Raw genomic sequence first — 14,408 nt, forward strand, 5'->3', positions numbered from 1 at the left:
GTGCCGGGGCGCGCTGCTGCGGCTGGCGCGCGGGCGCGTCGTCGTAGCCGCCGCCACCGCCGTAGCTGCCGCCACCGCCGCCGCCGTCTTCGCGGCCGCCCAGCATCTGCATCTGGTCGGCCACGATTTCGGTGCTGTAGCGGTCAGCGCCAGTGTCCTTGTCCTGCCACTTGCGAGTCTTCAGGCGGCCCTCGATGTAGACCGAGCGGCCCTTCTTCAGGTATTCGCCGGCGATTTCGGCCAGGCGGTTGTACATGACCACGCGGTGCCATTCGGTTTCTTCGCGGCGCTCGCCCGAGGCCTTGTCCTTCCAGGTGGAGGTGGTGGCGATGGACATGTTGCAGATTGCGGCCCCGTCGGGGCTGTAGCGGACTTCCGGGTCGCGACCCAGGTTGCCCACGAGAATGACTTTGTTAACCGATGCCATGCCGTTGTCCCTCTGTTGTTGACAGCCTGTGCCACGCGTTGCCGCGAGCGCGCCGGCAACAACATAAATAGCGATGTTGAAGACCGGCTTCATGAAACTCGCCGGTCATCGCAGCGATGACCGGCGACGCCGGTGAAGCCCTAATTTGCCTTCTATTATCGACGAAAAGCGTCTGGCGCGCCAAACCCGATTGGTGACAAAGCCATCCGTCCAGGGAAACGATTTCACCGCTGTTGGACACCGTTGGCGGCGCGATCCGCGACTTTCGCCAACCGCGGTCTTCTAGGCCAGCGGCTTGAGCGCCCACGTCACGGCCAGCCAGACGGCGGCCAGCACCGCGGCGCCGACGAACACCGCACCGGGGCCGGAATGCGAGGCGATCCAGCCGCCCAATGCGCCGCCGGTGAACAGGCCTGCGGCCTGGGCAGTGTTGTAGAAGCCCAGCGCCAGGCCCTTGTAGGCCTGCGGCGCCACCCGAGACACCAGCGAAGGCTGCAGCGCCTCCAGTACGTTGAAGGCCACGAAGAAGCCGGTCAGCGCCGCCGCCAGGGTGTAAAAGCCGTGGCTGGCCGCCGGCAGCAGCGCGCACACCAGCACCAGGCCGGCCACGGCGGCGCGCAAGGCGCCCCGGTGGGCGCGGCGCTTTTCCGCCACGAACACCACCGGCACCATCAGCACGAACGACACCAGGATCACAGGCAGATACACCTTCCAGAGCTCACGCGCATCCAGGCCGCCAACTTTGGCCAGCAACGCCGGCACCACGACGAACAGCGACACCTGGATCAGGTGCAGCACGAACACGCCGAAATTCAGCCGCAGCAGGTCGGCATGGGTCAGCACCTGGCGCGGACTGGCGGCCTGCATGCTGCGGGCCTGCGTACGCGGCACCACCGGCACCACCCAGCGCGCCACCGCCAGGCACACCACGCCCAGACAGGCGATGGTCCAGAACAGGCCCGACAACCCCCACCAGCCCACCAGCAGCGGCGACAGCACCAGCGACGCGGCGAACGACAGGCCGATCGAGCCGCCCACCATGGCCATTGCGCGGGTGCGCACCTCGTCACGGGTGGCGTCGGCCAGCCAGGCGGTCACGGCGGCCGAAATGGCCCCGGCCCCCTGGATGGCGCGACCGATGGTGATCCAGAACACGTCGTCGGCCTGCGCGCAGACCACGCTGCCCGCCACGAACAGCAGCAGGCCGAACAGCACCACCGGCCGGCGGCCCCAGCGGTCCGACGCCAGCCCGAAGGGAATTTGCATGAACGCCTGGGTCAGGCCGTACATACCCAGCGCCAGGCCGACGCGGGCGGGGTCATCCCCCCCGGGCAGGCCGCGGGCGGCCACGGCGAACACCGGCAGCAACAGGAACAACCCCAGCATCCGCGCGGCGAACAAACCGGCCAGCGCCACGCTGGCACGGCGCTCGGAAGGGGTCAATTTCAGTTTCGTGTCTGCCGGCATGCGGAATTTTCAACGATGACGAGGGCCGTTCGCGCGTGAATGTCATGCGCTGGCGGTCTGATCTATGGCCTGGGGACTCGGCGCGCTATAGTACCAAGTTGGCCTTTGCAACCGCTTAAAAGAGCCCGATAGACGTGACCATACGCATTCGGGGTGCCCGCACCCACAATCTCAAGAACGTCTCGCTGGATCTGCCGCGCCACAAACTGGTGGTGGTTACCGGCCTGTCCGGCTCGGGCAAGTCCTCGCTGGCATTCGATACGCTCTACGCGGAGGGGCAGCGGCGCTACGTCGAAAGCCTGTCCGCCTACGCGCGCCAGTTCCTGCAGTTGATGGACAAGCCCGACGTCGACCTGATCGAGGGCCTGTCGCCGGCCATCTCGATCGAGCAGAAGGCGGCGGGCCACAACCCCCGCTCCACGGTCGGCACCATCACTGAGATCCACGACTACCTGCGCCTCTTGTACGCGCGGGTCGGCACGCCCTATTGCCCGGACCACGGCCTGCCGCTGCAGGCGCAGAGCGTCAGCCAGATGGTGGACGCGGTGCTGTCCTGGCCGGCCGACACCCGGCTGGCGGTGCTGGCCCCCATCGCGCGCGGCAAGAAAGGCAGCTTCGAGGACGAATGCGCCAGCCTGCAGGCACAGGGCTACGTGCGCCTGCGCGTGGACGGCCAGATGGTCGAAATCGACGGCATGGCGCCGCTGAAGAAAACCGAGAAGCACGACATCGACGTGGTCATCGACCGCCTGCGCATCAAGCCCGAAAGCAAGCAGCGCCTGGCCGAGAGCTTCGAGACCGCGCTGCAACTGGCCGACGGCCGCGCGCTGGCGCTGGACATGGACGGCGCCCGTGAACAGGTCTTCTCCAGCCGCTACGCCTGCCCGGTGTGCAGCCACAGCCTGCCGGAACTGGAACCGCGCCTGTTCAGCTTCAACAACCCGATGGGCGCCTGCCCCAGTTGCGATGGCATCGGCCAGGTGGGGTTTTTCGATCCCAAGCGCGTGGTCGCCTTCCCCGAGCTGAGCCTGGCGGCCGGCGCCATCCGCGGCTGGGACCGCCGCAACGCCTTCACCCACTCGCTGCTGACCAGCCTGGCGGCGCATTACGAATTCGACATCGAGGCGCCCTTCGAGGACCTGCCCGAGGCGCTGCGCGACAAAGTGCTTTACGGCTCGGGCGACGAGGAAATCTCGTTCCTGTACCTGAATGAAAAAGGCCGCAGCACCGTCAAGCGCCACACCTTCGAAGGCGTGATTCCGAACCTGGAACGCCGCTGGCGCGAGACCGATTCGGCCACCGTGCGCGAGGAATTGGGCAAGTACCGCAACATCAAGACCTGCCCCGACTGCTGCGGATCGCGCCTGCGGCCGGAAGCGCGCAATGTGCTGATCGGCCAGGATCCGCGCGGCGGCGAGCGCCACGGCCAGGCCATCTATGAAGTCGAAGCGATGCCGCTTTCGACCTGCCTGGCGTGGTTCCGCGACCTCACCCTGACCGGATCCAAGCAGGAGATCGCGCAGCGCATCGTGCGCGAGATCGAGGCGCGCCTGAGCTTCCTGAACAACGTCGGCCTGAACTACCTGTCGCTGGACCGCAGCGCCGACACCATCTCCGGCGGCGAGGCCCAGCGCATCCGCCTGGCCAGCCAGATCGGCTCGGGCCTGACCGGCGTGATGTACGTGCTGGACGAGCCCTCCATCGGCCTGCACCAGCGCGACAACGATCGCCTCATCGGCACGCTGCAGCACCTGCGCGACCTGGGCAACAGCGTCATCGTGGTCGAGCACGACGAGGACATGATCCGCATGGCCGACTGGGTCGTGGACATGGGCCCGGGCGCGGGCGAGCACGGCGGCGAAGTGGTGGCGCAGGGCGATCCTGAGACCGTGCAGCGCGACCCGAATTCGCTCACCGGCCAGTACCTGAGCGGCCAACGCGCCATCGCCATCCCGCAGCGCCGCCCCGTCACGGACGATCTGCCCTGGCTGACCCTCACCGGCGCCACCGGCAACAACCTCAAGAACGTCGACCTGCGCCTGCCTGCCGGCCGCCTGATCTGCGTCACCGGCGTGTCCGGTTCGGGCAAGTCGACCCTGGTCAACGACACGCTGGCGGTGGCGGTGTCGCGCCAACTGCATCACGCCCAGAGCGAACCCGCCCCCTACACCGCGATGCAGGGCCTGGAGAACTTCGACAAGATCATCAGCGTCGACCAGAGCCCGATCGGCCGTACGCCGCGCAGCAACCCGGCCACCTACACCGGCCTGTTCACCCCGATCCGCGAACTGTTCGCGGGCGTGCCCGAGGCCCGCACCCGCGGCTACGATCCCGGCCGCTTCAGCTTCAACGTCAAGGGCGGCCGCTGCGAGGCCTGCCAGGGCGACGGCGTGGTCAAGGTCGAGATGCACTTCCTGCCCGACATGTACGTGCCCTGCGACGTCTGCCACGGCAAGCGCTACAACCGCGAAACGCTCGAGATCCGCTACCGCGGCCGCAACATCAGCGAAGTGCTGGACCTGACCGTCGAGCAGGCGCTGGAGTATTTCGAATCGGTGCCGGCGATCGCACGCAAGCTGCACACGCTGATCGACGTCGGCCTGTCGTACATCCGGCTGGGCCAGAGCGCCACCACGCTGTCGGGCGGCGAAGCGCAGCGCGTGAAGCTGTCGCAGGAACTGTCGCGCCGCAGCACCGGCCGCACGCTGTACATTCTGGACGAGCCCACCACCGGCCTGCATTTCCGCGACATCGAACTGCTGCTGCAGGTGCTCAACCAGTTGGTGGACAGCGGCAACACCGTGCTCATCATCGAGCACAACCTGGACGTCATCAAGACCGCGGACTGGCTCGTCGACATGGGCCCCGAAGGCGGCGACGGCGGCGGCCGGGTCGTGGCGCAAGGCACGCCGGAAGACGTGGCGGCGGCGCCGGAAAGCCACACCGGACACTATCTCGGCAAACTGCTGCGCCGCACGCCCGGCGGCTGAACGGCGCGGCGCAATCAGGGCCTGTCACTAAGGGGAATCGGCATGTACACCTTGATCATCGGCAACAAGAACTACTCGTCGTGGTCGCTGCGGCCATGGCTCGCGCTGCGCGCCACCGGCGTCGCTTTCACCGAACAGAAGCTTGGCCTGTTCACCGAGGCGTTCGCCCGCCACCTGGAAACGCTCACGCCCGCCGGACTGGTGCCGGTGCTGCTGGATGGCGACCTGGCGGTCTGGGACTCGCTGGCGATCTGCGAATACGTGGCTGAACAGCATCCCGAGGCCCGCCTGTGGCCGCAGGACGCCCGCGCCCGGGCCCGCGCCCGTTCGCTGGCGGCGCAGATGCACAGCGGCTTCGGCGCGCTGCGCCAGGCGCTGCCGATGAACATCGAGGCGCACCTGCCTGGCATCGACATCCCCGAGGCCGCGCGCCAGGAGATTTCGCGCATGCACGCCATCTGGCAGGACACGCGCGCGGAATTCGGCCAGGGCGGCCCGTTCCTGTTCGGCGCCTTCTCGATCGCCGATGCGTTCTTTGCGCCGATCGTGTCGCGCTTCGTCACCTACGGCATCGCCGCGGCCGGCCCGGTGCGCGACTACATGGACGCGGTGCTGGCGCTGCCGGCGATGCAGGAATGGATGCGCGACGCGCGCGCCGAAGCCACCTTCGTCGAGGCCGACGAGCCCTACCGCAAGCATCGTTGACGCCGCTGGGCCGCGTCTCGCCGCCTGAACCCGGCGCGGGTGCCGCCCAGGACACGTCAGCCTGAACGCCGCCTGGCGTCGGCGCCTAGCTCATGTCGAACAGGCGCCGGTGCTCGCGGATGGCGTAGCGGTCGGTCATGCCGGCGATGTAGTCGGCGATGGCGCGGGCCTGGTCGTTGAAGGCGGCGCGCCGATAGTCCGGCGGCAACAGGCGCGGATCGTCCAGGAACGCCGCGAACAGTTCGCGCACGATGCGCCGCGCCTTCGTGGTCATGCGCAACACGCGGTAGTGTCGGTACAGATTGTCGAACAGGAACTTCTTGAGTTCGTCGGCTTCGCGCCGAATGTCGTCCGAAAACCCAGCCAGCGGCGGCGCGCGGCGCACGTCGTCGGCGCAGGCTGGCGCCGCCTCGCGGATGCGCGCCAGCGACGTGCGCGTCAGGTCGCCGATCAGCGTATTTATCATGCGGCGGATGGTCTCGGCCACCGCGCGGCGCGACGCCAGTCCGGGATAACGCGCCAGCACCTCGGCATGATGACGCTGGAAGATGGACACTCCCTGCAATTGCTCCAGTGTGATCAGTCCCGAGCGCAGGCCGTCATCGATGTCGTGGTTGTTGTAGGCCACTTCGTCGGCCAGGTTGGCGATCTGCGCCTCCAGCGACGGCTGGGTGCGCGCCAGGAAACGTTCGCCCACGGCGCCCAGTTGCCGCGCATGGGCCGCCGAGCAATGCTTGAGGATGCCCTCGCGGGTCTCGAAGCACAGGTTCAGGCCGTTGAAATCGGCATAGCGCTCTTCGAGCTCGTCGACCACCCGCAGGCTCTGCAGGTTGTGCTCGAAGCCGCCGGCCTCGGGCGCCAGCTCGCGCATGCAGGCGTTGAGTTCGTCCTGGCCGGCATGACCGAACGGCGTGTGGCCCAGATCGTGCGCGAGCGAAATGGCTTCGGTCAGGTCTTCCGACAGCCCGAGGCTGCGCGCCAGGGTTCGCGCGATCTGCGCCACTTCCAGGCTGTGCGTCAGGCGCGTGCGGAACAGATCGCCTTCGTGGTTCACGAAGACCTGGGTCTTGTACTCCAGCCGCCGGAACGCGCCGGAATGGATGATGCGGTCACGATCGCGCTGGAATTCCGTGCGGTTTTCCGGCGCGGGTTCGGCATAGGCCCGGCCGCGCGATCGGGACGGGTCGGATGCATAGGAAGCCAGTTCTTTCATCTGCGACACCGTCTCTCCAGCATTCTTTATTGAGTGGTTCGGGCCAGTACGGCGCGCACGGCATCGGCCGGCGCCGCCCGCATCATCGCTTCGCCGATGCGGGTCATGAGCACGTAGCGGATCTCGCCGCCCTCGGTCTTCTTGTCGACCTGCATCAGGTCGAGCCAGCGATCGGCTCCCAGGTCGGGCGCAACCGCGGGACAGCCGATGGCCTCGACCAAGGCGCGCACGCGGGCCACGTCGGCGCGGGGAAAGCCTGCCACGTCCGCGGACAGTTCCGCCGCCTGCACCATGCCGCAGCCGACCGCCTCGCCGTGCAACCAGGCGCCATAGCCCAGGCCCGCCTCGATGGCGTGGCCGAAGGTGTGGCCCAGGTTCAGGATGGCGCGCAGGCCGGATTCGCGTTCGTCCTTGCCCACCACCTGCGCCTTCAGTTCGCACGAGCGGCGGATGGCGTAGGCGATGGCCTGCGGGTCCAGGCTGCGCAATTTCTGCGCATTCTGTTCGCACCAGGTCCAGAATTCCGGATCCAGGATCAGGCCGTACTTGATGACTTCGGCCAGGCCGGCCGACACTTCGCGCGCCGGCAGCGTGGCCAGCACGGCGGTGTCGATCTCGACCGCCAGCGGCTGGTAGAACGCGCCGATCATGTTCTTGCCGAGCGGATGGTTCACGGCCGTCTTGCCGCCGACCGACGAATCGACCTGGGCCAGCAGGGTCGTGGGCACCTGCACGAAACGCACACCGCGCATGTACACCGCGGCGGCGAAGCCGGTCATGTCGCCGATCACGCCGCCGCCCAGCGCCACCAGCACGCAGCGGCGGTCCAGGCGATTGCCCAGCAGCGCGTCGAAGATCAGGTTCAGGGACTGCCAGTCCTTGTACGACTCGCCGTCGGGCAGCTCGATGCGCAGCACCCGCTTGCCGGTGCGCGCCAGGGCGGCTTCGGCGCGTTCGCCATACAGCGCCGCCACGGTCGGGTTGGTCACCACCGCGATGGCGGTGGCGTCGGCGGGGATGCTTTCGTCCAGGGCATCCAGGCGCCCCGGCGCAATGCGGATAGGGTACTGTCCGCCCGGGGTGTCGACCTCAACAACGTTCATATCTGCTTCTCGAAGGCTTGTAATTGCGGCAGGAGCGCCTTGACCAGCGTGTGGATGGGCATGGAGCCGGTTTCCACCACCAGGTCGGCGACTTCCTTGTAGAGGGGCTCGCGCAGGGTCATCAGGTCGCGCAGCGTGCCGCGCGGATCGGCGGTGGCCAGCAGCGGCCGGTTGCGATCGCGGCAGGTGCGGCGGAACAATTCGTCCACACTGGCCCTCAAATAGACCACGATACCCCGCTCGCGCAGGCGCGCCCGGTTTTCGGCGGCCAGGATGGCGCCGCCACCGGTGGCGAGAATTATGTTGCGCCGTTGGGTACACTCTTCCAGGGCGGCGGATTCCCGGCGACGGAAACCGGCCTCACCCTCGATTTCGAAGATTACCGGCACCCGTACGCCGCAACGCGCCTCGAGCTCATGGTCCAGATCGATAAAATCGCGCCCCAGGGCACGCGCCAGGCCACGGCCGATGGTCGTCTTGCCCGCTCCCATCATCCCCACCAGGAAGATGGGCAGGTCGTGCGGCAACGACACGGCCTTGCCCAGGCACTCCGAGGCGCAGGGCTGGTTTTCGGGCGCCTCGCCGGAGGGCGCCAGGTCCGGGGCAGCCTCCGGACATGAGTGAGCGGAAAAGTTCATGACGGCATTATCACATCTGCCGCCAAGTTGCCCGCGCGCCACACTGAACTATCTTGTTACAGAAACCGATCCGCCACACTGAGGCGGGACCGGAGATACCCGTAAAATCGCCGCGATGAGCAAGCCGCAGAATTCCTCCAAAAAAGACAAGCCCGCCAATAACGGTTCCCCGATATTGCGTTTTTTCGTCAAGACCGGCATTTTCTTTGCCGGCCTGTTCCTGTGCGGCGTGCTGCTGGCGGGCATGGCGCTGGCGCTGGCCTGGCCCAACCTGCCGGACCTGAACGCCATGACGGACTACCGCCCGCGGGTGCCGCTGCGCGTCTACACGGCGGACAAGGTGCTCATCGGCGAATTCGGCGAAGAACGCCGCAACGTGCTGCGCTTCAATGAAATCCCGGACGTGATGAAGTCCGCGGTGCTGGCGGCCGAAGACGACCGCTTCTACCAGCACGGCGGGATCGACTGGACCGGCGTGGTGCGCGCCGGCCTGACCAACCTGATCAACATGTCCAAGACGCAGGGGGCCAGCACCATCACCATGCAGGTGGCGCGCAACTTCTACCTGTCGTCGGAAAAGACGTACTCGCGCAAGTTCTACGAACTGCTGCTGACGTTCAAGATCGAATCGGAGCTCACCAAGGACCAGATCCTCGAGCTCTACATGAACCAGATCTACCTGGGTCACCGCGCCTACGGCTTTGCGGCCGCCTCGCGCACCTACTTCGGCAAGCCGCTGTCGGAAGTGACCCCGGCCGAAGCCGCCATGCTGGCGGGCATCCCCAAGGCCCCGTCGCGCTTCAACCCGATCTCCAACCGCCCCCGCGCCGAGCTGCGCCAGCGCTACGTGCTGGGCCGCATGCTGTCGCTCGGCTACCTGACCGAGCCTGAATACAAGACGGCGATGGCGCAGCAGATCGTCATGAAGTCGGCCGAAGGCACGCCGGCCGGCGGCTACAGCATCCATGGCGAATACGTGGCCGAACTGGCGCGCCAACTGCTGTTCAACGTGTACCAGGACAACGTCTATTCGCGCGGCATCAACATCTACACCACGGTCCAGTCCAAGGACCAGGAAGCGGCCTACCGCGCCGTGCGCGAAGGCGTGCTGGAATACACCCGCCGCGCGCCCTACCCCGGCCCCGAGGAACAGCTCGACCTGCCCCCGGGCACCGAAAACAACCCGCAGGCCCTGGACGAATTCCTGGACGGCGTGTTCGACAAGTTCAGCGACAGCGGCGACCTGCTGACCGCGCTGGTGCTGTCGGCCAGCCCCACCGAAGTGAAGCTGGCGCGCAGCTCGCGCGAGATCATCACCGTCACCGACAAGAAGGTGCTGGGCGTGGTGGCGCGCGCGCTCAACGACAAGGCCAAGCCCGAGCAGCGCATCAAGCGCGGCTCGGTGGTCTACATCCGCAAGCTGGGCGACAACTGGGAAATCATCAACCTGCCGTCGGTGCAGGCGGCGTTCGTGGCGCTGTCGCCGCAGGACGGCGCGATCCGCGCCATGGTCGGCGGCTTCGACTTCTACCGCGGCAACTTCAACCGCGTGACGCAGGCCTGGCGCCAGCCCGGCTCGAACATCAAGCCGTTCATCTACGCCGCCTCGCTCGAGCGCGGCCTGACGCCGGCCACGCAGATCTCCGACCAGCCGTTCGAGCTGACCGCGGCGCAGACCGGCTCCAAGGCCTGGAACCCGAAGAACTACGGCAACCAGTACGAGCCCATGCTGACGCTGCGCCAGGGCCTGTACAAGTCCAAGAACATGGTCTCGATCCGCATCCTGCAGGCCATCGGTCCGCAGTACGCGCAGGACTACCTGACCCGCTTCGGTTTCGACAAGGCGCGCCAGCCCGCGGTGCTGCCGCTGGCGCTGGGCGCCGGCTCGGTGACCCCGCTGCAACTGGCCGGCGCGTTCTCGGTGTTCGCCAACGGCGGCTATCGCGTCACGCCCTACCTGATCGACCGCGTCACCGACAGCAGCGGCAAGATCGTGATGCAGGCCAAGCCCACCGTGGCCGGCGACGCCGCGGCCCGCGCCATCGACCCGCGCACCGCCTGGATCATGGACGACGTGCTGCGCGGCGTGGCCACCTACGGCACCGCTGCCCGCGCCCGCGTGCTGCTCAAGCGCAACGACATCGCTGGCAAGACCGGCACCACCAACGAATCCGTGGACGCCTGGTTCTCGGGCTACACGCCGTCGCTGGTGGCCACCGCCTGGCTCGGCTTCGACCAGCCCAAGTCGCTGGGTTCGCGCGAAACCGGCGGCGGCGTGGCCATGCCGATCTGGGTCGACTACATGCAGGACGTGCTCAAGGGCGTGCCGGAAGAAAAGCCGCGCCCCCGTCCCGACGGCATCATCGTCGAGAACGGCGAGTACTACTTCTCGGAATTCCCGCCCGGACAGGCGGTGGCCCGCCTGGGCCTGCCGCAGGCGGATACGCTGGGCGAGTTCCTGAACGGCCTGAACAGCGACAGCGGCGAGGACAACCGCATCAAGGTGGCGCCTGGCGTGGGCACGCAAAGCGCCCAGCCGTGGTCGCAGAAGATCCCGTTCTGAATGGAATGAAAAAGGCCGGCGAATCGCCGGCCTTTTTTTGCGGGACGCTACAGGCGGATCGTGACGGGCACGCCCGCCGCGGCGGAACAGATCTGCGATAGCGCGTCGGGCAGATTCGGGCCGCCTCGGGTATCGTTCCAGTGCTGGCCGTCGTAGCGGTAGTGGAAGCCGCCGCTGCGTGCGGCCACCCACAGTTCCTGCATGGCGGCCTGGCTGTTCACCACCACGTGGGTATTGTCTTCGAACACCATCGTCAGCACATTGCCGCTGCGGCTGGTTTCGACGTCGACGTCGAGCGAAGCCGCCCAGTCATCGGCCTGGCTTTCGATGCTGTTCAGCACCTGGTCGATCAACGCAAGAAATTCGGATTCGGTCATAATCGAGCCTGCAAGAATTACGGAGTTCCCAGTGTTCCAATTGGCATTCAGCCGCATGTCTCTTCGCATTGTAGCCACGCTGTTGGCGACCGGCATGGTTGCGGCCTGTGGCTACAAGGGTCCGTTGTACATGCCCACGCCTGACGGCAAGCCGCCGCCCCCCGGACAGCGACAAACCACGCCCCAGGTGCCGCAGATACCATCCGCGCCCTCCCTGCCATGACCGCCGCGTTCCCGGTTCCGCCCGAACTGGCCGGGCATCCGTACTTCCAGTACCGCAATAACGTGCTGTACGCCGAAGACGTGCCGCTGGACCATCTGGCCGAAAGACTGGGAACGCCGCTCTATGTCTACTCCCGCGCGGCGCTCAAGGCCGCCTGGGAAACCTACCGCAGCGCCGTGGGGCAGCGCCCCGTGCAGGTCTGCTACGGCATGAAGGCCAATTCCAACCTGGCCGTCCTCAAGGAATTCGCCCGTCTCGGCGCGGGCTTCGACATCGTCTCCGGCGGTGAATTGAAACGGGCCCTGGCCGTGGGCGCCGATCCCGCCCGCATCGTCTTTTCCGGCGTTGGCAAGCAGGCCTGGGAAATGCGCGCGGCGCTGGCCGCCGGCGTCATGTGCTTCAACGTCGAATCCGAAGCCGAATTGCAGCGGCTGTCCGACGTTGCCCAGGAAACCGGGCAACGCGCTCGGGTGGCGCTGCGCGTCAACCCGGATGTCGACGCGCAGACCCATCCCTATATTTCCACCGGCCTCAAGGAAAACAAGTTCGGCATCCCCATCGGGGCGGCGCTGGACGCCTACCGCAGCGCCCGCCTGCTGCCTGGTCTCGAGATCACCGGCCTGGACTGCCACATCGGCTCGCAACTGACCGACATCAGTCCCTACTTCGACGCGCTGGAAAAGCTGCTCGACCTGGTCGCCGACCTGGACGGCATCGGCATCCGCCTGTCACACCTGGACCTGGGCGGCGGCCTGGGCATCCGCTACCGCGACGAAGTGCCGCCCTCGCCCAAGGCCCTGCTGGATCATGTGTTTCAGCGCCTGCAGGCGCGTGGCCACGGCCATTTGCGGCTGGTGCTCGAACCCGGCCGGTCGCTGGTCGGCAACGCCGGCGTGCTGCTGACCGCCGTCCAGTACCTGAAGCACGGCGAGGCGCGCAACTTCGCCATCGTCGACGCCGCCATGAACGACCTGATGCGTCCGGCGCTGTACGACGCCTGGCACGGCCTGCGGCCGCTGCGACCGCGCGCGGGCGACACGCTCGAATACGACATCGTCGGCCCGGTCTGCGAAAGCGCCGACTGGCTGGCCCGGCAGCGCGCGCTGGCGCTGGAACAAGGCGACGTGCTGGCGCTGGAATCGGCGGGCGCCTACGGCATGACCATGGCCGGCAACTACAACACCCGCCCACGCGCGGGCGAGGTCATGGTCGACGGCGACCGCTATCACGTGGTGCGCCAGCGCGAAACGCTGGACGACCTGCTGCGCGGCGAGTCGACGCTGCCCTGAACGCGCCCTGGCTTTCCAATGAAAAAGGCCCCGTCGAAGCGGGGCCTTTTGCCGTGCGCCAGATCAGAGCTGGCCGTAGGAATGCAGGCCCGACAGGAACATGTTCACGCCCAGGAAGGCGAAGCCGGTGATCAGCAGGCCCGTCAGCGCCCAATAGGCCGCCATCGTGCCGCGCAGGCCCTTGATCAACCGCATGTGCAGCCAGGCCGCGTAGTTCAGCCAGACGATCAGCGCCCAGGTTTCCTTGGGGTCCCACTGCCAGTAGGCGCCCCAGGCGTCCGCGGCCCACAGCGCCCCCAGGATGGTCGCCACGGTGAAGAAGGCGAAGCCGATGGCGATGGCGCGGTACATGATGTCGTCCAGCACCTCCAGCGGCGGCAGCGCGGCGGCGATGCGGCGCCGGCCCAGCAGGATGGCGCCGACGATCACGGCGCCGATGCCGAAATACAGCATCCAGGTGGCCGACAGGCCGTCGGTGCGGAACACCATCGGCTCGGCGCACAGCAGCACGCCCAGCACGAACAGCGGCGCCAGCTTGAGCCACGACGAGGTCTGGCCGTGCTGCTTGACCAGGTAGGCGAAGCCGACCATCGCCGCCAGCGAGAAGGTGCCGTAGCCGATGAAGTTGGCCGGCACATGCAGCTTCATCCACCAGCTCTTGAGCGCCGGCACCAGCGGCTGGATCTGCCCGGCATCGCGCGTGAACGAATACCACAGCAGGAACACCACCGCCGAGGTCACCACCAGCAGCACGAAGCCGCCCAGCGCGCGCGTGGCGTACTTGCGTTCGTAGTACAGATAGAACAACGCCGTGATCAGCGCGAACAGCACGAACACTTCGTACAGGTTGCTGACCGGGATGTGGCCCAGATCCGGGCCCATCAGGTGGCCCTCGCGCCAGCGCACCAGCAGGCCGGTGACGCCCGCGAACACCGCACCCCAGGTCAGGGCCGTGCCCAGCCAGGCCGCGGTCGGGCTGAAGAAACCGATCCAGTAGCAGACCATGGCCAGCGCGAACAACGCGCTCATCCACAGGATGGCCGACTGCGACGAGAACAGGTATTTCAGGAAGAACACCTGTTCGGCCCGCGCCAGGTCGTTGCCGTAGAGCATCAGCGCCAGGCCGGCCGCGATCGCACAGGCCACCATCAGGCGGCGCAGGGGCCGCCACAGCCAGCCCATCCAGGCCAGCACCGGCACGGTGCCGCACAGGATGATCTTCTCGTAGTAGTCCATGGCGCCGCTAAAACGCGTCAGCGCGAAACCGGCGCCCGCCGCCAGCAGCAGGAAGAACACGATGTCCGTCCAGTCCGGCCGGCCGCGCTGCGCGCGGCTGTCACCGGTCTCGGACAGGCTGTCCTGCCAGAGATTGTCGGGCGTGGGGGAATGCGTGGTGGTGGTCGTGGACATAGG

Annotated in this window: 12 protein-coding genes; 5 read left to right on the forward strand and 7 right to left on the reverse strand. The window is 67.2% G+C overall.

Annotated elements, in window-relative coordinates:
* Both ssb and HV783_RS16740 read right to left on the reverse strand, forming a co-directional pair.
* Positions 1–427, reverse strand: a 427-nt coding sequence (gene ssb, locus HV783_RS16735) for a single-stranded DNA-binding protein (protein ID WP_175189525.1), incomplete at its 3' end; no start/stop codon positions are given.
* Positions 428–709: 282 nt separating this feature from the next.
* Positions 710–1,894, reverse strand: coding sequence for an MFS transporter (locus HV783_RS16740; protein WP_054500255.1), 1,185 nt, complete (start codon positions 1,892–1,894; stop codon positions 710–712).
* A gap of 134 nt (positions 1,895–2,028) precedes the next feature.
* Between HV783_RS16740 and uvrA the strand changes: the two genes are divergently transcribed.
* The gene (gene uvrA, locus HV783_RS16745; RefSeq protein ID WP_410546462.1) at positions 2,029–4,884 is read left to right on the forward strand and encodes an excinuclease ABC subunit UvrA; all 2,856 of its coding nucleotides are present in this window, start codon (positions 2,029–2,031) and stop codon (positions 4,882–4,884) included.
* Positions 4,885–4,926: 42 nt separating this feature from the next.
* Positions 4,927–5,589: a glutathione S-transferase family protein gene (locus HV783_RS16750; protein WP_175189526.1), complete on the forward strand. Its 663-nt coding sequence runs from the start codon at positions 4,927–4,929 to the stop codon at positions 5,587–5,589.
* Positions 5,590–5,674: 85 nt separating this feature from the next.
* Here HV783_RS16750 and HV783_RS16755 read toward each other — a convergent pair whose 3' ends face one another.
* Genes HV783_RS16755 through HV783_RS16765 form a run of 3 tightly spaced genes read right to left on the reverse strand, consistent with a single transcriptional unit; the run spans position 5,675 to position 8,543 of the window.
* Entirely contained in the window at positions 5,675–6,802 is a 1,128-nt protein-coding gene (locus tag HV783_RS16755; protein ID WP_054500252.1) for a deoxyguanosinetriphosphate triphosphohydrolase, read from the reverse strand.
* Between the two features lie 26 nt (positions 6,803–6,828).
* Positions 6,829–7,905 (reverse strand): 3-dehydroquinate synthase, encoded by a 1,077-nt coding sequence (aroB, locus tag HV783_RS16760; RefSeq protein WP_054500251.1) that lies wholly within the window; start codon positions 7,903–7,905, stop codon positions 6,829–6,831.
* Positions 7,902–8,543, reverse strand: coding sequence for a shikimate kinase (locus tag HV783_RS16765; protein WP_054500250.1), 642 nt, complete (start codon positions 8,541–8,543; stop codon positions 7,902–7,904). Before HV783_RS16765 ends, aroB begins: the two co-directional genes overlap by 4 nt.
* 115 nt (positions 8,544–8,658) lie before the next feature.
* On the opposite strand from HV783_RS16765, the gene HV783_RS16770 reads away from it, so the two are divergent.
* A complete protein-coding gene (locus tag HV783_RS16770) occupies positions 8,659–11,106 on the forward strand; it encodes a penicillin-binding protein 1A (RefSeq protein ID WP_049077212.1) in 2,448 nt (815 codons plus the stop codon).
* A gap of 47 nt (positions 11,107–11,153) precedes the next feature.
* On the opposite strand, the gene cyaY is transcribed toward HV783_RS16770, so the two are convergent.
* Entirely contained in the window at positions 11,154–11,483 is a 330-nt protein-coding gene (gene cyaY / locus HV783_RS16775) for an iron donor protein CyaY (RefSeq protein ID WP_049077214.1), read from the reverse strand.
* Positions 11,484–11,538: 55 nt separating this feature from the next.
* Here cyaY and lptM point away from each other — a divergent pair, with 55 nt between their 5' ends.
* Both lptM and lysA read left to right on the forward strand, forming a co-directional pair.
* Positions 11,539–11,706 carry an LPS translocon maturation chaperone LptM gene (lptM, locus tag HV783_RS16780; protein WP_276608455.1) on the forward strand — a complete coding sequence of 56 codons (168 nt, stop codon included), beginning with the start codon at positions 11,539–11,541 and terminating at the stop codon, positions 11,704–11,706.
* A complete protein-coding gene (lysA, locus tag HV783_RS16785) occupies positions 11,703–12,995 on the forward strand; it encodes a diaminopimelate decarboxylase (protein WP_175189527.1) in 1,293 nt (430 codons plus the stop codon). Before lptM ends, lysA begins: the two co-directional genes overlap by 4 nt.
* A 63-nt stretch (positions 12,996–13,058) precedes the next feature.
* Here lysA and ccsB read toward each other — a convergent pair whose 3' ends face one another.
* Entirely contained in the window at positions 13,059–14,405 is a 1,347-nt protein-coding gene (gene ccsB / locus HV783_RS16790) for a c-type cytochrome biogenesis protein CcsB (RefSeq protein ID WP_006392019.1), read from the reverse strand.
* Positions 14,406–14,408: the final 3 nt, after the last annotated feature.

The organism is Achromobacter dolens, assembly GCF_902859745.1.
Taxonomy (GTDB): domain Bacteria; phylum Pseudomonadota; class Gammaproteobacteria; order Burkholderiales; family Burkholderiaceae_B; genus Achromobacter; species Achromobacter dolens.

Coding starts and splice junctions, on each gene's coding strand:
- HV783_RS16740 (WP_054500255.1), bottom strand. CDS start 1,894: ATGCCGGCAGACACGAAACTGAAATTGACCCCTTCCGAGCGCCGTGCC.
- HV783_RS16750 (WP_175189526.1), top strand. CDS start 4,927: ATGTACACCTTGATCATCGGCAACAAGAACTACTCGTCGTGGTCGCTG.
- HV783_RS16755 (WP_054500252.1), bottom strand. CDS start 6,802: ATGAAAGAACTGGCTTCCTATGCATCCGACCCGTCCCGATCGCGCGGC.
- aroB (WP_054500251.1), bottom strand. CDS start 7,905: ATGAACGTTGTTGAGGTCGACACCCCGGGCGGACAGTACCCTATCCGC.
- HV783_RS16765 (WP_054500250.1), bottom strand. CDS start 8,543: ATGAACTTTTCCGCTCACTCATGTCCGGAGGCTGCCCCGGACCTGGCG.
- HV783_RS16770 (WP_049077212.1), top strand. CDS start 8,659: ATGAGCAAGCCGCAGAATTCCTCCAAAAAAGACAAGCCCGCCAATAAC.
- cyaY (WP_049077214.1), bottom strand. CDS start 11,483: ATGACCGAATCCGAATTTCTTGCGTTGATCGACCAGGTGCTGAACAGC.
- lptM (WP_276608455.1), top strand. CDS start 11,539: ATGTCTCTTCGCATTGTAGCCACGCTGTTGGCGACCGGCATGGTTGCG.
- lysA (WP_175189527.1), top strand. CDS start 11,703: ATGACCGCCGCGTTCCCGGTTCCGCCCGAACTGGCCGGGCATCCGTAC.
- ccsB (WP_006392019.1), bottom strand. CDS start 14,405: ATGTCCACGACCACCACCACGCATTCCCCCACGCCCGACAATCTCTGG.